This window comes from Paenibacillus tarimensis (assembly GCF_021532315.1).
Classification (GTDB): Bacteria; Bacillota; Bacilli; order Paenibacillales; family Paenibacillaceae; genus Paenibacillus_I; species Paenibacillus_I tarimensis.
Genome location: NZ_JAKGAO010000009.1, coordinates 184,046 through 202,129 on the forward strand (window position 1 = coordinate 184,046; position 18,084 = coordinate 202,129).

Genomic DNA, 18,084 nt, shown 5'->3' on the forward strand with positions numbered 1-18,084 from the left:
TTACCTCCTCCTTTTGACCCGAGGCTTCATTCCCGCAGCAGCGGGTGATTTCCCCTCAAAACACAGGGTTGGCTTGCCTGTTGTACCCGTCACCACGTGAACAGCAGCCATCCCGGCTCGGAGACATGCGGAAATGCTGGCCATATTATCTGCGGCGACATGACAGCTGAGACCGCCGAGTTTATTGCGGAGGGAGCCGAGAAGCAGCGTTCCAATCCCTTGGCGCCGCGAGTCGGGGTGTACAATAACCAGACAAGCATCCTTGCCTTTATTGATTGCAGCGGCTAAGCCAACTAGCCGCCCTCCATCGCGTACAACAGCGACAGCCGTTCTGCTGCTGTATGGATGGGCGAGCTCGGCGGGATCAATGCGGGCAAACTGCTTTAAGCTGTCTGCCGTAATTCTTTTGTCACCATACTTCAGGGCAAATGCCAGCAGCCGTTTACGGTGCATGATCCAGTTCATTGGTGTGATCCACTGAACCTCCATTACGCTCCACCTGCCCGTTTTGTTTTTTTGGTTAATAAATATTGGCTGTATTGGAAGAGTCGTTCCAGTGACTTCTTCCGAATATGGGGCTCATCAAATTTCATAGGCTTAGAGTTAGCCTCAAAAAACCAGATGCCCCCATGCTTATCTACGCCAAGATCCATTGACATTTCGCCAAGAGTGTGGCCTGAACCCCGCTCAATCTGCCTGGCTATCAGGATAGCGGCGCTTTTGACCTTGACCATAACCTTCTTAGCCTGTTCCTGACCGAATGAGTACTGCAGCAGCTTGTCGGGGTCTTCAATACTGCCGCCGCGCGGTACATGGGTTGTAATGCTGGAGCTACCGGCCATTCGCGCGCCAATACCTGTTACATCCCATTGTCCCCGCTGGTTTTTTTGCACCAGAACCCGCAGATCAAACTGCCGGTCCTGATGCTTGAGAAGCTCAATTCCCTGTTGGGCGATGTAGGCCTCCCCGCTGCTTTCCTTACGGATTTTGGCCCAGAGCTTAGAGATGGTGGCACAGTTGTAATTCAGGCTCCGCCGTTTCTCCTGCATGCGCAGCCGGTATGGCATTTGCTTCTCAGGCTGGAGCCGGATTGCCATGATGCCCTTGCCGGCTTTACCGCTGACTGGCTTAAGATACAGGAATGGATGCCGCTTCAAGAGCATTCGTAAACTGTTTTGAGTAACGAGCTTGCGAGTTGCCGGAATATAGGGCCTCGTGGATTTGGACATGTTCAGCCATTCAAAGAGACTCCATTTATTGAAGAAAGAGGGATTAAAGATCCGGATCGTCGGATGCTTCAGAAGCGCATTGATTTTTCGCTTAACTTGGGGCTGCAGCTCATCTTCTCGCATAGGGACACGGTTGTAAACAATGTCGGGAAGCGGAAACAAGCCTTTCTGCCAAGACTGGGATTCTTCAATGAAAGTGAACCCGGTCACCTTGCTCTTAAGCAGCTTCAAGTTTTTGACTGTCACGACATATACGATAAATCCGTATTCTTGACCGATACGCAAAATATCTGCGAAGTTGCTGCGATTCCCGCGAAACAGCTGCAGGTCGTCATCCACGGTCAGTACAGCGAGCACGGGACGTTTGAACTGAATGCGGGTATCCTCCAGAATCGGGTGCTCCACTTATGCATCCCTCCTCCTGAAGCGGCTGAGATACAAGCAGTGCTCCAGTATATACTCCATCGAAGCCCGGCCCTGAGATTTAAGTGCAGGATGCTTGAAGATTGAACGCCCCGGTTTGGCATTGGCTTCGAACATCCAGATCTCTCCGTCCTTATCGATTCCAATATCAAGTCCCAACTCACCTAATGTGTGCGGATAATTGCGTTCAATTGCTTCCGATAGCCGGACTGCAGAACGTTTGGCCTGTTCCAGTACTTCACCGGCTTTTTCGCCAAAGGTTCGGTTCAGCGCCTGTTCAGGCGTTAGCAGTGAGCCGCCGTTCTTAATGTGTGTTGTCACGCTGCCGCGGCCGGCCTTCTTTGCGCCAATCCCGGCAGCGACCCACTCGTTGCGCCCATTCTTATGCATATGGAAGCGGAAATCGAGCGGACAACCATCGATCTCGACCAGTCTTATGCCTTGCTGGATAATGTAGCGGCTGAGCCCGCTGCCGTGTCTGGCGCGAAACATACGCATTAGGCTGCTGAACTTGGAGAATCGCAGCAGGACGTTGCTTGCGCCCTTGCGGTATCGGACGAAATAGCCGCGTTTAGGATGATAGGTGAGCCTGTAGATGCCGGCGCCAAGGCTTCCAGCTGTTGGCTTATAATAGACGAACTGGTGCTTTTCAAGCATTTCCTTAATTTTCTCTGGCGTGGGGTTTGTAATAGATTCGGGCAGATGGCGTGAGGCTTCCAGATCTCCGTCTAACAGTTTATAGACATCTGATTTATTGAAGAAGCTCCAGTTGAAGAAAGGAATCTTTTTGCGTACGAAGCGTTCCCGCAGTCCTGCAATAGATGACGTAGTCTCAGCTTTGCGGCTGGGCAGCCGGTTATAGACAACATCCGGTAGAGGAACCGTTCTGCGGACCCAGCTGCCGGTGGGGGACAGGAAGTAGCCGAAGACCGTCTCGTTCTGCCAGTTTATATCACGGGGCGTGAAGGCGAAGAAGTAAGCCTTGTTCTGCCCGATCTTCAGCAGCTGCTTGATGTAGCCTGTTCTTGCTCCAAAAGGAAGCAGACCTGAGCGGTTGTTAGAGTCGGTCAATACGCCAATCAAGGGACCGATCTGGATTTCATCATCTGCTGTATTATGAATATAGATGCCTCCGGATTTTGGTATACGCATAAGACTTCTCAGACCCGCAGAGACATACATATGCTTGCCCTGCCGCTTGAGCGGTCGGATGGCTGCGGTAGTGACTTCTTTGCCGAATTTAACATGAATCCGTTTCTTGCCGGTTAGCTTGAACTGTTTCAGCAGTGTGTTGGACAGATAGAGGATGCGATCAGGCTGTTGGGAGAAACGGACATTACAATAAGTCAGACTCATGAATGAACCTCCTGAAGGTTTCAGCTATGGAAACTCTTATGGTAAGCGTCAGCTGCAGGGTTAACGACCTTTCCTCGCCGGAGGGCCGATTGACGGCACAATGTCCATGCGTACTGCAGAAGCCAGGAGACGGAACGAAGCTCGCCCTTCGTATCGCCCAGCCTACGGAAGAAGGTTCTTCCCGGCTTGGAATTAGCCTCAATAAACCATAGACGACCGTCCGGCTCAATTCCAAAATCAAGTCCCAGCTCGGCAAACCGGCCATAGGATTGCTCCAGTATCCGGGCAGTCAGCAGCGCGCTTGTAGTCATGTGTTCCTTTAGTTCAACAGCTTGTTGATTGCCGAATTGCATGGTCAGAAAAGGGCTGAGCGGGTGAGCAGAACCGCCGCCGTGCAGGTTGGCTGTCATCGTTCCTGGTGCTCCCTTACGGACAGCAGTACCTGATATGCGCCAATGGCCGTTGCCATCCTTTTGTACCAGCACCCTGACATCATAAGGGTCACCAGCAGCCGTGAGCAGGCTCAGTAAAGGCTGGAGCAGGTATGGACGCCGGGAGGAGTGCTCACCAACCCAAGTAAGAAGTCTGTTGCGATCCTTTAACATAAGGGTATAAGGCTTATTTTGACTGCTTCTTCCTTTAATCAGATAACCGCCGCCGTTCAGCGGGAGATGTTGAATAGCGATGGTACCTTTACCTTGCATCCCGTTTGTTGGCTTCATAAACACCCCATCAGGGAAACGGGCAAGCATCCCGTTAAGCAGACGTTCTGAGCCTGGGCTCAACAGATAGGTGGGAGGGATTAAGCTCCGAAGCTCCTGGCTGCCGGCGAGCTTGCGATAGACTTCACGTTTTCCCGGAAGGGGAGAGCCGTTAAGTGCAGGGCTGCCGAGAAGCTTTAACTGCTGCAGGGTATGCTTGGCTGCAGCCCTATCACCGGCATCCCGGCTGAAATGCCGGTCGTATACGATATGCGGGGCACTGGTCAGATGTCTCACCCAAGCCCCATTATGCAGGGTGATGCCATCGATCTGCCCTGTTGACGGGTTGTAAGCGGCAGGATGGAAGACGGTAGTTTCCCAGCCGTTCTCCTCTCCGCATAGAGCGAGCAGACGGCATAAGCGTTCCTCTGGTACTTTGAACGTAGTGCCGCCAAGAACAGGAGAAATGGCCGACATAATTGCCAAGCGTTTCAACATGGGCATACCATCCTCTAAAATCCGGCCAAATGTCTGGCATACTGGAGCATCATGCGTACAGATGGCCGGATACCCTTATCGTTTAAGGGGGTATTATCATTCTTCGATGGCTTGGAGTTAACCTCCAGGAGCCAGACACGCCCATTAACATCCATAGCCAGATCGATGCCAAGCTCGCCAAAATGTGCGGCAATATGCTGATCAACGCCGGCAGCAATATCCAGCGAGGCCCGGTTTAGACGGGAATAGGCGTCTTTTTTAGCGGAAGAGGCTGCGTTAGACTTTGTGATGGCCTCCTTGACCGTACTTAAGCTGCCGCCTCTTGCAAGGTTGGAGACGAAATGCTGCCCGCCAGCTACTCTGGCTACAATGGAGGTTACGGCCCATTTACCTGCTGCATTCTTCTGAACAAGTGCCCGAAAGTCTACCGGGCGCTTCTGAATATCAATTAATTGCAGCCCCTGCTGGATCTGGTATTTGACGGTCTTCATCTTCCCTGAGATGCTGCCAAACAGCTTAAGCAGATTGGTATAATGCTGTTTACGGGTCCCTCCAACAGTTGCATGGAGGGCATTGTATCCGCTAGAGGGAGCCTTCGTAACCTTGATAATGCCTTTGCCCAAGCTTCCGCGAACCGGTTTAAGAAAGACGGAGTTGTAACGGCTGCACATCGCTTTGAGAATCGTGAAGTTTCGCAGCAAATGAGATTCGGGTAAATAACGATGCAGCGATGAGTCGTTCTTCAGAGCATCAAACACTTCGGATTTATCCAGGAACTTTTCGTTAAATACTTGGGTCCCGTAGCGGGATTTTACTTCTCTCCAGAAATGTTGTACGCTGGATTTGTTCTCGAGCTTCCGGGTTGTAAGACGGTTATTCAGCACATCGGCTACCGGGACCTTCATACGTCGCCAACCGTTACCATACACCCATGCTTCCAGTGAACTGGAGCTGTTAATATGGCTGGGGGTAAAGAAATAGACATGGGCCCCCTGAATCTCACATGCGTCAACCAATTCCTTGCAAAACGAAGTGATGGCTCCGAAGGGCCGGTCTGGTGATTGCGGATAATCCCGGCTGACCATCACGCCAATTAACGGGCCAAGAGACAAGGTTTGCACAGAAGGCCGGTACTGAATGCGAAGGGTGAGATTCCCTGCCAGCCCCATCCGTCTCGCGAGGCTGTGGCTAATTCTTAACCCGTCATACCGCTGAACGGATATAATCTTGACATGTTGGCGGTAGGAACCGAATTTGAGCCACACCGGCTGCCCCTGCGGAATCTTCCAATGCTTAACGTAAGCTTCGCCGAGCATGAGCGTGTCATCCGGAATGATTCCGGAGCTGACAATTTGAACGGCCAATTTTGATTTTTGCATCTTGATCTCCTTCCAACCGGACAGGCTGCGCCTTACATAGGCGCTAATAAGGAGGTTGGGGCATATTCACGAATTTACTTCATCATATGAGGACATCTATTCCTTGGAGACTGTCCGCCTATAATCGTTTCGCCTATTGGCTATACTGCTTGGGATGGAGTCCATCACGAGCTGCCATCATGTTTCTTTAGAGAAGGAAGGATTAATATGCAACCCTGGTTATTCATTCTTGTTAATATGATAGTTGCGGCGTTTGTGGGTGGACTGACGAACCACTTTGCAATTAAGATGCTGTTCCACCCAAGACAAGCCATTTATTTTTTGGGAAAACGGATACCGTTCACACCCGGACTGATTCCAAAACGGAAGTCACAGATCGCCGAATCACTAGGCGACGTCGTCGCTTCCTATCTGGTTACAACAGAGGGATTGCGTGAACTGCTGGCACAGGAGAACTTCCGGCAAGCGGCGGCAGATAAGCTCAATGCCAAACTAACCAAAATTGCACATATGGAGCCCGGCCTAACTCTGCAATCCATTGGGACCAGCTACTGGGGCGAGGAGGGCTGGGCCACAAGGAAGGCTGACTGGTCCGGCTCCGTTCGCGACTATCTTCATAACGGTCTTGAGGAAATTTGGATAAAGAGGGGATGGTCAACCCGCACTGTAGCCGAGACTGTTCCCGGTTGGTCGGAAGAGACGATTCTTAGCTGGTCGCAAACAGCAGAGAATATGATTGTGAATGCGCTGCGGGAGGAAATTCTTTCATCGCGGGGCCAAAGGCTTCTTCGCCAGCTGGCCTCCGGAATGCTTGATAAAGCCGGCGGTTTTCTCGGCGCACTGGCAGGCATCTTCATGGATGAGGATAAAATGATTGAGCGTTTAACACCTATGCTGCTCGAACAGCTTGGGGGCGAAGCGGTTCGTACGGCTATCAGGGGTATGATTGCCAGACAGCTTGAAGCGGCCGGCGAGTGGACGCTTGAACAGGCGGTTAGCCGCTTCGCGGGTGATGAAGAGCCGCTTGTCTGGATGAAGCTTAAATTAGATGATGTACTGCGTCTTGAAGAAAGGCTTGAGCGGCTGGAAGCTTATGATATCAGCCAGTGGCTTCTACATAATGAGCCTGTGTGGCGCAAGTGGGTACAGACGATTATGCAAACTTCCTTTCAGCTTCTTAATCGCAATATGCACACCATCATCGAGGCGATTGGGCTGCCTGCCTTGGTCAAGCAGCAGGTTGAGAAATTTCCTATTGAGCGGCTGGAGCATATCATTTTAAGTGTATCGGGCAAAGAGTTTAAGGCAATTACTTGGCTTGGGGCAGTACTTGGCGGCCTGATCGGATTATTCCAGTCTGCTTTTATACTCTGGTTTATGTAAAAGATGGGCTCAGTCAGGATGACTAGTGCAAAAGACATCTCTGCTTGTACATAATTGTTGACTCTTCGGAATAGGATGTTAGCGGGGCGTATGTGAGATATAGATGCCCCTAGCGAATCCGTCAGAAGGAGAGTGAGCGGTTGTTGAACAAGCGTAAGACTAAACATGCATTATTTGCGATAGCTTCATTGGCCATGCTATTTTACGGGTTACCGAAAATAGCGCTGGGGGAGGGAGTGACATTGCAAAATGTTTTTGGCGCGATGTGGGTGGGGTTCGCGATCATGGTAGCTGCTGCACACCTTCATATGCTGTTCAATGTCAGTGAGGAGACGAGCAATCGTTTAACCAGCGTGAAACGAAAAAAATATGCCATGTGGCAGCAGACCATTGAAAGACGCTTTAACCGATAAGGTTGGAGCGTTTTTTTATGGAATTAAAGACTGTGATAGACAAATGATATCGTTGTGGAAGATCTTCACGTATGAAGCTATTATTCCCCTTTTGGTCATTATCCCTGAGTGTAAGGAACAGATAGAGCAGTCTTTTAGCAACCAGGCGGTTGATTAGACCGATGTCGTATTATTGGGCAGCTATCGGTGTTCCTAGGGGGTTAATGGCAGGTTGAATCACTAAAATTTTTAAATTGTAGGAGTCTGAATTGCTCTTGGAAAATGAACAGCCGGACCATTATAAGGTATCGCTATCCCTTTGTGTAAGGTCAAATAGGTCACATGAATCTTTTGTCAGCCTGACAATGCCATCAGGGTAAAGACGTGTCAAGCAGTTGCTTGTACTCCGGCATACACTCTGCGGACTGGTAATCTCTGTCGCCCTATAAGCTGAGAGTATGTAATTACGGAAATTCGTGAGCAGTAAGAAATAAGCGTAGGAGCAGGTATCTCCTTCCGCTCTACTGTATTCAGTCGAAAAGCATATTCGTTAAGGTAAGCATGTAAGTATTTGGGTCCTAGGCCGTGGTAGGTGTTATTGATCACGAATGATGCCTGTTTAAGCACTTGTCTCAATGGCCAGTAGCGAAGCCGATAGACTAACTGATGTCCTCCGTTAATGACGGTGGCAGAAGGGTCGATATAACGCTGGACGAACTTTTTTATGTCGGGTTGAACATAAGCAGCCTGCAGATAAGGCTGTTGGATGCCCGTAGCAGTAGGCACCGGTTCACTCTTAAATTGAACGATATGGTTTGCGGATATTTGAGCTGCAAGAAGAATACGATGGTTCTGATGCTTCGCATTATAGAGGCTGTAAAAGCGGGAGCAATCCACCCTCACGATATTCGAGAGTCGGAGCTGGCTCTCAGCTGTAGTGATGGCATGCCTGAGTTTATGAAGGATAAGCCAAGCGGTTTTGTATGTGACTTTAATTAAGCCGGCCAGTTTTACCGCGTTAATTGAAGCTGAGGAATGGCAAATACTATGGATCGCCAAAAACCATTTCAACAATGGTGTCCGGCTGCCTTGCATTACTGTACCTGCAGTGAGCGAGGTTTGGCGGTGGCAGGCTGTACACTCGTATAAGGGCAGCCGCCGAGTTTGCAGGGTGTAGGCAGAAGGATGCCCGCAGCGTGGACAACGAAACCCTTCGGGCCATTTTGCACCGTATAGGGCAGCAACACAGTCGGCCTCCGTTTGATACAGGTTCATAATAGGAGTATCAGTACCACAAGTTATCATACTCAACCCTCGCTCTCGCCACGGCAATTGGAACGCATGTTCTTATTTTACCAAACATACGTTCCTGTGTCAAAAGTGAATTTTTCTGTTTATCATTCTGCCGATCAGCTTACAATGAGCGGCTGGCCGCAGATAGCTGACCTGTTGGAAAGCGATATTGGACTGTGGTTAGAGAAGCAGAGAGAGAGAGTAGGCTGAAAATACCGACAGCGGGGAGAAGTGAGAGTAAGGCTGGCAGAATCAGAATGATAGCAGCAGACTGTCTTAATTACTTACAGAGCGGGATAACGACCATAAGGGCCTGTACGAGATGGCAGCTTGTCGAGGGCTCCCTTACCGGAAGGGATAGCGGCCAAAAGACGTCAAAACTATACTCCAAAGCCTCAAAGCCTTATAACCCCCAAACTCACGAGATCCAGAGGGGTCTAAACATTAAAAACCGTCAGAACCCAATAACTTGGGACTGACGGTTTCTCTGTCAGTTTATTCGTAACGTCCGGAAAGTCCTGTCATGAAGAGAGGGAAATGTAAATGATAACTGATCTGATTACGGGCTTCCAGCTTAATGGAAAGCTCACCGTGGCACTTTTTGATCTGTTTGACCAGTTGTTTGGCAGCAGGTGATAGGCCAGGCGCATCAGTGAGAGAAGCGGCAGCATACGGATCAGCAGGCTTGGTTATACGAATCAGGAGTCTATCGGATTGTTCGCAGATAGCGAGCTCCAGCTGACGGAGATTATAGGGCAGTTTCATCATCTCTTCCAAAACCATGTCAATTAGCTGGCCGATTATCCCGATCATATCCAACATACGGATATCTGTCTTTCCTTTTGGGAGTTCGCCAATCTGTATTTGCATAGATATCCGGTGGTCGGCAGCCAGTGCACTTTTAGCCTGAATCAATGCAGCTAACGCCGGCACACCCATGGCCTCCCTCTGTTCGCTTAGCGCCTGAATATCCTCGACTACTTCTTCCATATAGGCTTCGAGCTGCTTCCTCTTGTTTAACTGCAGCATGGCATGCATCGTCTGTACGTGATTGACAAAATCATGACGCTGGCTCCGGTATGCCGTGAACAGCTGCAGAAGATCTCCAACATAAACTGTGCGGGTCCGTTCCACAGCTTGTTTACGGCTGAGCAGCAGCAGCTTCACGGATATGCCGGTAACCGCCAGAATAGACAGGATGCCGGCTATAAAAAGGATATCCTGGTAGTTGTACTGACCGAACATGACAGTTGAAACATAAAATACAAACAGTATGATCAACTGCGCAGTTATCAGCAAAATAAACAGGAGAAGGTTGCTGTCCCGGGTCTCTGCTATAAGCAGGGCTGCCCGCTTGCCTGGGAAGAAGCTGTACCGGTGCATGAACCAAGCCATTAATAAGAACAACGAGAAGAAGGGCCATAAGATGAACTTATAGTAAAAAGGCCCTGTAATCAGCAGTTCATAGGGAATGAACAGGCTGGTGAACATCAGACCGGCGAGCTCTGATAGAGTAATCGCGGCCAAGAAGCTGGCAGCAAGCAGGATAATAATACGCCAGCTATACCGATTGAAGAATAAATACATCATCAGAACGGTGAGCGCAATAGAGAATAGCATGTGCACAGGTGTTTCCAAACTCATGAAGCTAAAGTTAAGACTGACCGAGAGTGTGATGGAAAAGCTAAGGGTGCGTGCGACCAACTTCCTCGGCAGCAAGCCGAAGAACACCATTACCAGACATATAGAGCTGAACGCTTGGGGTACTGACAGGAGGACTGCTACTTCTAGTGCATGCTTGAAATGTTCCATAGGAAGCCTCCTTTCCAATCAGCCAGCTGCACCCCATGAAGATGGAAGCCGGATGATAAAAGAAATCCGCTGCTCAGGCTGCTGGCATACTTCCAGTCGTCCGCCGTACTGATGGACAAGCTTCTGGACAATAGGGAGTCCAAGACCTGAATGGTTGTCGGTTTTGGTACTGAAGCCAGGTGTAAACATCCGCTGCTTCTCTTCCTCAGTTAAAGAACGGGAGGTATTAGTGACAGTAATCAACAGCTCTTTCTCCCTGCTGCCTGCGCGTTTGTCTAGATCAACATATACACGAACAAACCGCTGTACAGCCGGCAGCTTGATAACCTCATCAAACGCATTGTTCAGAAGGTTGCCGATAATCCGCACCAGATCACTATTTTTACCCGGAAATATAGTCTCGACTTCAGGAATGATTTGATATTCATAGTGAATTTTGTGGTCAATTGCTGTAGAAATTCTTGCATGCAGGAACGTCTCCAAGGCAGAAGCAGGGATAGCGTGTTCGCCGGGGCTAAACAGATGGATTTCCTGTGCTGTCCTTTTCATGTACCGCTGGAGCTCCTGCAGGTCGTTATTTTTCAAAAGAGTATACATATGCTGAACATGGCCGATAAAATCGTGCCGCTGGCCTCGAAGGCTGCTGAATACCTGCATAAGATCATTAATGAACGCCCTCCCGGCTGCTTCGGCTGCTTCGTTACGGATCCGCACCATCACTTTTACGGTACAGAATGTTACAACTGCGATGATAGTCAGTCCGATACAAAATGCAATTTTTAGCAGGGATTCGCTGTACGAGCTGTACCGGGCTAGAATAAAGAGTACGAGAATTTTTAATTGTATCGCAAGAAGTAGTAGTATATAGATAACGGGTGTTTGTCTGCGGGCTTGTTTTTTCATAGCACTGCACTCCTTTTGCCCGTGGGATGCTCTATTACATCTTTAAAGCATTCGCAGGACCGGAGAACCAATTTCCAGATAAGTATAATAATGTCGAATGTCAGGGCCCGGCTATATTATACTTTACTTTCTTTTCGCTTAAATGAAAATATTTTTTTGTAAGAATAGAAGGGCAAGTGAAAGCTACAGGAGGGGTTGACCGTTGTCTCCATTGGATCCGCGCGGGGACGCGCTTACGAAGCATGAAATGATACTAAATCATATTAAGGAGCTGGATATAGGCACCCGCATTTCCGTCAGAGGTATTGCCAAAGCGCTCAATGTGAGCGAGGGAACGGCATACCGGGCCGTAAAGGAGGCGGAAAACATTGGCTATGTCAGCACTAAGGAACGGATCGGCACGGTCAGAATTGATAAGAAACAGCGGGGAAGGATGGACCGGCTGACCTTCGGGGATGTGGCGGACATTGTGGAGGGGCATGTGCTGGGGGGGGTACTTGGCCTTGGCAAGTCCCTGCATAAATTCGTAATCGGCGCGATGGAGCTTGATGATATGATGACATACATCGACACAGGTAGCCTTCTGATTGTCGGGAACAGGGAGAATGCACACCGCAAAGCGCTAGATGAGCAGGCAGGCGTTCTTATAACGGGCGGATTTGACACGAGCAACGATATCAAGCGTTTGGCCGATGAGAAGGGGCTTCCGATCATATCCTCAAGACATGACACTTTTACGGTTGCCTCGATGATTAACCGGGCGATGTATGATCGCCTGATTAAACGGAAAATCATGCTGCTAGAAGATATCGTGACCTTTGGCAACATTACCGGCGTGTTGAGGCTTGGACAAACTGTGTCTGATTTTCAGCACATGCTGCAGAGAACCGGTCATACCCGTTACCCCGTAGTGGATGAATGGAACAGGGTTATCGGCATGATCACGGCCAAGGATGTGGCCGGCTCGGAGCCTGGGCAGACGGTGGACCGGCTGATGACGCGCAGCCCGATCACCGCGCACCCAACTATCCCAGTTGTGTCGGCAGCACATCGGATGATGAATGAAGGAATCGACCTGCTGCCGATAGTGGATAAGCACCGCAAGCTGCTTGCCGTCGTATCCAGGGCGGAGGTAACGCGGGCGCTGCAGTTCGCAGGCAAGCAGAAGCAGACCGGCGAGACGTTTGACGACCTGATCTGGAGCGGCTTTCAGGAGGTAAAGGAAAGTGACGATACGCTTGCCATCTACAAGGGCAGAATTACCCCGCAGATGTCCGGTCCGCTTGGAACCGCCTCGGAAGGCGTGCTGGCAACGCTGCTGACGCAGGCTTCCAGGTCGCTGATCCGCGAGCTGGGCAGGCGCGACCATGTGGTGGAAAGCATGACCTCCTATTATGTCCGCCCGGTTCAGATTGACTCCGAGGTTACCATCAGACCAAGCGTGCTTGAGCTCAGCCGAAAATCGGCCAAGGTAGAGATGGAGCTTCACGATGAGCACGGTATAGTGGTGAAGGGAATGCTCTCCGCCCAGATGATTGAGACGTCCTGAGATTTAGATAATAGAAAGCAAATAAACCATCCGGCCGGATGGTTTATTTGCTGAATATGCTGTGGTTCCGAATGCCGGCAAACAGGTTAAACAAGCCGAGCAGAAGAAAAACCGAACCGATTACGACCCGCACGGTGTCGCCCGTGAACATTAGAATCTGTATGATGGCCATAAGGATTAACATAATGCCCATATAGATGTTCATCTTGGCGGTGTGCAGTGCCCGTGTCTTATGCTCGCTGCTCCTGCGGGCTTTGAAGCTGTTGTATACGGAGAGTATCAACGCCATAATAATGCCTGCAATTACAATCCATTGTATGATTTCCATGTCAGCTCAAGCGCTCCTTCGGTTCCCTGTATGGATCTCATTGTACCAGAAACAGGTGACCGGCTCCAGCATAGTCGGTTAGTGGCTGGTGCCAAGAGGGCTGCTGTTCTCACCCGGGAGCCCGCGGCTCGGCGGTAACCCAGACCGTAAGCGTGTTGTCGACAACAAGGGCTGTCTTAATCTCGACCGTGTAATCCGTCCCCAGTACAGTATATACCTTCCGGTCCAGCAGCAGCCTCGCAAACCGGGAATCCGAATCAATCTCATAGATGCTGCGGCCTTCGAATACGGATAGATCCTCTTTTATAGTCTTCCGGAGGGCCGCTTCGGTCGCAGCGTCTAGAGAACCTTGCTCGGACTGCTCGGTTCTCCTTCTCTCGACATGAGTGTGAACGGTTTTGATGACACTGTTTTGGTTTTTGTAGCGGTTGAGCTTGCGGATTTCCTGCTCATACTGCTCCAGCTTTACCTCGAGGTCACCGTTTTGGGTAACGAGTGCTTCAAACTTGGCCACGAGTAAACCGTTATAGACAGCAGCGCCCACGATCATGCCCAGTATGAAGAGACCTGCGGAGGAGCTGAAGCGCCGGAAACGTGCAAAAGGCGGAACTCTCATAAGCTACAGTGACTCCCTGCATATCCAGCGGATCAGCTCGGTACCCATATGGGCACCGAGGAAAGCAAAGCCAATAAACATAATCTGCTGTGCAACGGGCGACAGGTGTCCCTCTTGCATGTTATATTCGATTACCCGTACGGGGTCGATCGTGCCGCCTATGGCAACAACGATCGCCCAAATCTTCAGTCTCATGGCCGTATCGTACATGGCCGTGGCGGCAGATCCGGATACCAGCACTGACCCGACGGCTGCCATCAGGGAGCCGCCAATAATAACGCCGAAGGCAATACAGAAATCCATTGCTGCTTTGGCTAGCACAAGATTCAATTTTTGCACCTCGTTTCCCATCCTTCTCTCCGGCTTCCGAAGTTCTCGGTTTCCCGGTTTGTGTACATGCCCCGCTGCTATCATTCTATGGGCTTTACGGGAAGGATTATGATAAAATAATAGGAAAAGATACGGATTGAAGAAGAGAGGTGCGGCGATGATTCCCAAACATGATTTTGTGCATCTCCACGTGCACTGCGAATACAGCCTGCTCGATGGCGCCGCCCGAATTCGGGATTTAACCGCCAGAGCGGCGGAGCTTGGCATGAAAGCACTCGCATTAACGGATCATGGTGTCATGTATGGCGCCATTCCTTTTTATATGGCCTGCAAACGGCATGAAATCAAGCCGATCATCGGCTGTGAAGTGTATTTGACAACAGGCTCCCGGCATGACAAGGGGACGAGGAAGGACAACCCGATTTACCACTTGATTCTGCTGGCCAAGAACAGAACGGGTTATCAAAACCTGATGAGGCTGACGTCAATTGCTCATCTGGAGGGCTTCCATTATAAGCCGAGAATTGACTTGGAATCGCTTGCGGCTTACTCGGAAGGGCTGATCTGCCTCAGCTCCTGTATGAATGGCGATATTCCGCAGCACTTGCTTCATGACCGGTACGATGAAGCGAAGCGGGCAGCCCTGCGTTACAGGGACATGTTTGGCGATGATTTTTACCTAGAGCTTCAGGACCATGGCATACTTGACCAGAAGAAGGTTGCGGAAGGGATTATTCGTCTGGCTGAGGAGACTGGGATTCAGCTGGTCGCAACCAATGATGTGCATTATATCAAGCAGGAGGACGCGGCGGTTCAGGATGTGCTGATTTGCATCGGAACAGGCAAATCGGTGGAGGACGAAGACCGCATGCGCATTATGACCGACCAGCTGTACCTGAAGAGCGGGGATGAGATGGCGCGGCTGTTCCGCCATGTGCCAGAAGCTATAGCTAATACGGTACGGATTGCCGAGAAGTGCGAGCTGGATCTGACTTTTGGGCGGGCTTTGCTACCGTCATTTGGACCGATACCGGAGGGGATGGATTCGGCTGGCTATCTGCGGGCGCTCTGTCGTGACGGGCTGGAGGCACGTTATGGCGCATTACCCGGCTGGGAACCGGGTGGGGGCTTGAGGGCGGAAGCGGAGCAGAGGCTCGACTATGAGCTGTCTGTCATTGAGAATATGGGCTTTAGCGATTATTTTCTGATAGTGTGGGACTTCATCCGTTTTGCGCATGAGCGCGGTATCCGGACAGGTCCGGGCCGGGGTTCTTCGGCAGGCAGCCTGGTGGCTTACTCGCTCTTCATTACCGATGTCGATCCGCTTAAATACAAGCTGCTCTTTGAACGGTTTCTGAACCCCGAGCGGATCACAATGCCGGATATTGATATCGATTTTAATGATGAGCGGCGTGACGAGGTTATTGCCTATGTAGCAGCCAAATACGGAGAGGCACATGTGGCGCAGATTATTACATTCGGTACGATGGCGGCCAAAGCGGCCGTCCGTGACGTTGGACGCGCGCTGGCCGTCCCTTATACCGAAGTGGACCGGGCGGCTAAGCTGATTCCCCATCAGCTGGGCATGACGCTGGAAGCGGCTCTTCAGGCCAGCCCAGAGCTGCGCGAGGCTTGTGCGCGCAGCCCGAAGACTGATGAGCTGATCCGCACCGCCATCAAGGTGGAAGGCATGCCCCGGCATGCTTCGACGCATGCGGCAGGCGTTGTGATCTCGAAGGAGCCACTTACTAATCATGTACCGCTGCAAAGCGGCGGAGAGGGCGTTGCGCTGACCCAGTATTCGATGGAATATCTGGAGGCTGTAGGCCTGCTGAAGATGGACTTCCTGGGGCTTCGCACCTTGTCCATCCTGGAGCGTACGCTGGCCTGGGTAAAGCAGCTGTACCACAGGGATGTAGATTTCCGCGCGGTGCCGGATAACGATCCTGCGACTTATGAGCTGCTGGGACGCGGGGAGACAACCGGCATATTCCAGCTGGAGTCAGCGGGGATGCGGCGGGTGCTGCGTGATTTGAAGCCGACCTCGTTTGAAGATATCGTATCCGTTCTGGCCTTGTACCGTCCGGGTCCGATGGAATTCATACCAAACTATATTGCTGCTAAGCATGGACGAGAGGAAGTGGTCTATCCCCACCCGTCACTCGAACCGGTGCTGGGTGATACCTACGGCATTATTGTCTATCAGGAGCAGATTATGCAGATTGCTTCAAGGATGGCAGGATTTACTCTTGGCGAAGCGGATCTGCTGCGCCGCGCCGTCTCGAAGAAGAAGCGTGAGGTTCTCGATGAAGAACGTGCGCATTTTGTAGGGGGCAGCGTCAAGCAGGGCTTTACCGAGGAAGAAGCCAACCGGGTCTATGACATGATTGTCCGGTTTGCGGATTACGGCTTCCCCAGAGCTCATGCGGCTGCTTATGGGGTGCTGGCCTTTCAGACGGCATGGCTAAAGACCCATTATCCGATCCCGTTTATGGCCTCCATGCTGGCATCTGTAACCGGCAATCAGAGGAAAACGGCTGAATATGTCGATGAATGCCGCCGGATGGGGATCGAGGTTCTGCCGCCGGATGTCAATGAGAGCGGCGTTTCCTTCACGCCGGTGGAGGGGGCTGTCCGCTTCGGTCTCGCTGCGATCAAGAATGTCGGCTCGCAGGCCATTGAAGCCCTCCGCATGGCAAGAGCGGACAAGCCGTTCGAGAGCATGCTGGATCTGTGCCGCAGGGTGGATCTGCGGGTGGTTAACAAGCGGGTGCTGGAATCGCTCATCCAGGCGGGGGCCTGCGAGCAGCTTGAAGGGCACAGGGCTCAGCAGCTCGCAGTGCTTGATGAGACGATCGAAACGGCAGTGAAATGGCGCAAGGAGCGGGAAGAGCTGCAGATCGAGCTGTTCGGCTTCGATGAGGTGCAGAATTGGGATGTGGAGCTGCCAGATGTGCAGCCGTTCACTCAGGGGCAGAAGCTGGAGCTTGAACGTGAGCTGCTTGGCCTATACCTGTCAGGCCATCCGCTTGATGAGCGGGAGCAGGAGCTTGAGGAGCTGGATTTGGAACGGCTCAGCAATCTCGCTGAAGCGGCCGATGAGTCACCCGCAGTGACAGCGGCTATGGTGGTATCTATAAAGCCGTTTACCAGCCGTAAAGGGCAGGCTATGGGGTTCATCGAGCTGGAGGATCGTATCCTGCGTGTTGAAGGAGTCGTCTTCCCGAACACATGGAAGAAGGCGAAGGATGTACTAGAGAAGGGACGGCTGGTGCTTGTCCAGGGAATCGTCCAGCAGCAGGAGGACGATTTCAAGCTAATCGTGGACGAAGCCGTCCCGCTGGAGGTGCCGAACCTTGCGGAGCAGGTTCGGCGCCTTCAGCGGCAGGCGCGCGCGCGTGCCATGCGCGCGCGGCCGCAGGGCGGCCCGGCCGCGGGCAATGCCGCGGCGGCCGGGGCCGCCTTGCCGCCTGCGGCAGCAAGCGCGCGCCCGCAGGGCCGCGCTGCTGCGCCGCAGGCGGCGGGCACGGGGCCGGCGAAGCGCCCGGCCCCGGAGGAGCGGGCCGGCGCGCAGCGGCCCGCTCAGGCGGCGCAGGCACGCGGGGCGGAGCCCGCTGCCGCGCCGCGCCGCCCAGCCGCAGGCCGTGCGCAGCGGCTGTACATCAAGATCACAGCGGACCGCGAGCAGCCGGCGCTGCTGGCGCAGCTGAAGCAGCTGCTCGCTTCCCATTCGGGTCCGCTGGACACCGTTCTGTTCTACGAGCGCGAACAGAAGACTATGGTGCTCTCGGAGAAGAGCCGGGTCAAGCCGTCTCCATCGCTGATAACCGAAATCGACAAGCTGCTCGGCAAGGGCTCGGCAGTCGTCAAATAACCGGAGGCATCCGGATTC

General features: G+C 52.0%; 15 protein-coding genes and 1 pseudogene. 5 read left to right on the top strand and 11 right to left on the bottom strand.

All coding sequences use genetic code 11. The annotated features are described in order from the left end of the window. Genes L1N82_RS09675 through L1N82_RS09695 form a run of 5 tightly spaced genes read right to left on the bottom strand, consistent with a single transcriptional unit; the run spans nucleotide 1 to nucleotide 5,586 of the window. Nucleotides 1-489 (bottom strand): GNAT family N-acetyltransferase, encoded by a 489-nt coding sequence (locus L1N82_RS09675; RefSeq protein ID WP_235287175.1) that lies wholly within the window; start codon nucleotides 487-489, stop codon nucleotides 1-3. Further along, nucleotides 489-1,634, bottom strand: a complete 1,146-nt coding sequence (locus L1N82_RS09680) for a YheC/YheD family endospore coat-associated protein (RefSeq protein WP_235287176.1) — start codon at nucleotides 1,632-1,634, stop codon at nucleotides 489-491. The genes L1N82_RS09675 and L1N82_RS09680 overlap by 1 nt, the downstream gene beginning before the upstream one ends. Next, a complete protein-coding gene (locus L1N82_RS09685) occupies nucleotides 1,635-3,008 on the bottom strand; it encodes a YheC/YheD family endospore coat-associated protein (RefSeq protein WP_235287177.1) in 1,374 nt (457 codons plus the stop codon). A gap of 20 nt (nucleotides 3,009-3,028) precedes the next feature. Next, nucleotides 3,029-4,207 carry a YheC/YheD family endospore coat-associated protein gene (locus L1N82_RS09690; RefSeq protein WP_235287178.1) on the bottom strand — a complete coding sequence of 393 codons (1,179 nt, stop codon included), beginning with the start codon at nucleotides 4,205-4,207 and terminating at the stop codon, nucleotides 3,029-3,031. A gap of 14 nt (nucleotides 4,208-4,221) precedes the next feature. Continuing rightward, a complete protein-coding gene (locus L1N82_RS09695) occupies nucleotides 4,222-5,586 on the bottom strand; it encodes a YheC/YheD family endospore coat-associated protein (protein WP_235287179.1) in 1,365 nt (454 codons plus the stop codon). A 237-nt stretch (nucleotides 5,587-5,823) separates the two neighbouring features. On the opposite strand from L1N82_RS09695, the gene L1N82_RS09700 reads away from it, so the two are divergent. From L1N82_RS09700 to L1N82_RS09710, 3 genes are all read left to right on the top strand, one after another. Then, nucleotides 5,824-6,969, top strand: a complete 1,146-nt coding sequence (locus L1N82_RS09700) for a DUF445 family protein (protein ID WP_235287180.1) — start codon at nucleotides 5,824-5,826, stop codon at nucleotides 6,967-6,969. A 143-nt stretch (nucleotides 6,970-7,112) separates the two neighbouring features. Then, nucleotides 7,113-7,382 (top strand): hypothetical protein, encoded by a 270-nt coding sequence (locus L1N82_RS09705; RefSeq protein WP_235287181.1) that lies wholly within the window; start codon nucleotides 7,113-7,115, stop codon nucleotides 7,380-7,382. A gap of 780 nt (nucleotides 7,383-8,162) precedes the next feature. After that, entirely contained in the window at nucleotides 8,163-8,360 is a 198-nt protein-coding gene (locus L1N82_RS09710) for a hypothetical protein (protein WP_235287182.1), read from the top strand. 132 nt (nucleotides 8,361-8,492) lie between these two features. Here L1N82_RS09710 and L1N82_RS23565 read toward each other — a convergent pair. The 3 genes and pseudogenes from L1N82_RS23565 to L1N82_RS09720 all read right to left on the bottom strand — a co-directional run. Then, nucleotides 8,493-8,666 (bottom strand): annotated as a pseudogene (locus tag L1N82_RS23565) (transposase); the annotation flags it as partial. A gap of 483 nt (nucleotides 8,667-9,149) precedes the next feature. Then, nucleotides 9,150-10,466: a Spo0B domain-containing protein gene (locus tag L1N82_RS09715; RefSeq protein WP_235287183.1), complete on the bottom strand. Its 1,317-nt coding sequence runs from the start codon at nucleotides 10,464-10,466 to the stop codon at nucleotides 9,150-9,152. Between the two features lie 18 nt (nucleotides 10,467-10,484). After that, nucleotides 10,485-11,369 (bottom strand): sensor histidine kinase, encoded by an 885-nt coding sequence (locus L1N82_RS09720; RefSeq protein WP_235287184.1) that lies wholly within the window; start codon nucleotides 11,367-11,369, stop codon nucleotides 10,485-10,487. A 247-nt stretch (nucleotides 11,370-11,616) separates the two neighbouring features. Between L1N82_RS09720 and L1N82_RS09725 the strand changes: the two genes are divergently transcribed. Then, the gene (locus tag L1N82_RS09725) at nucleotides 11,617-12,918 is read left to right on the top strand and encodes a DRTGG domain-containing protein (protein WP_235287360.1); all 1,302 of its coding nucleotides are present in this window, start codon (nucleotides 11,617-11,619) and stop codon (nucleotides 12,916-12,918) included. A 43-nt stretch (nucleotides 12,919-12,961) separates the two neighbouring features. Here L1N82_RS09725 and L1N82_RS09730 read toward each other — a convergent pair whose 3' ends face one another. The 3 genes from L1N82_RS09730 to L1N82_RS09740 form a co-directional block, all read right to left on the bottom strand. Further along, complete coding sequence (locus L1N82_RS09730; protein ID WP_235287185.1) at nucleotides 12,962-13,246, bottom strand: YtpI family protein; 285 nt, start codon at nucleotides 13,244-13,246, stop codon at nucleotides 12,962-12,964. Between the two features lie 109 nt (nucleotides 13,247-13,355). Beyond that, a complete protein-coding gene (locus L1N82_RS09735) occupies nucleotides 13,356-13,862 on the bottom strand; it encodes a hypothetical protein (RefSeq protein ID WP_235287186.1) in 507 nt (168 codons plus the stop codon). Between the two features lie 3 nt (nucleotides 13,863-13,865). Continuing rightward, nucleotides 13,866-14,192 (bottom strand): YtrH family sporulation protein, encoded by a 327-nt coding sequence (locus tag L1N82_RS09740; protein WP_111148311.1) that lies wholly within the window; start codon nucleotides 14,190-14,192, stop codon nucleotides 13,866-13,868. 157 nt (nucleotides 14,193-14,349) lie between these two features. Between L1N82_RS09740 and L1N82_RS09745 the strand changes: the two genes are divergently transcribed. Next, complete coding sequence (locus tag L1N82_RS09745) at nucleotides 14,350-18,066, top strand: DNA polymerase III subunit alpha (protein ID WP_235287361.1); 3,717 nt, start codon at nucleotides 14,350-14,352, stop codon at nucleotides 18,064-18,066. Nucleotides 18,067-18,084 lie beyond the last annotated feature (18 nt).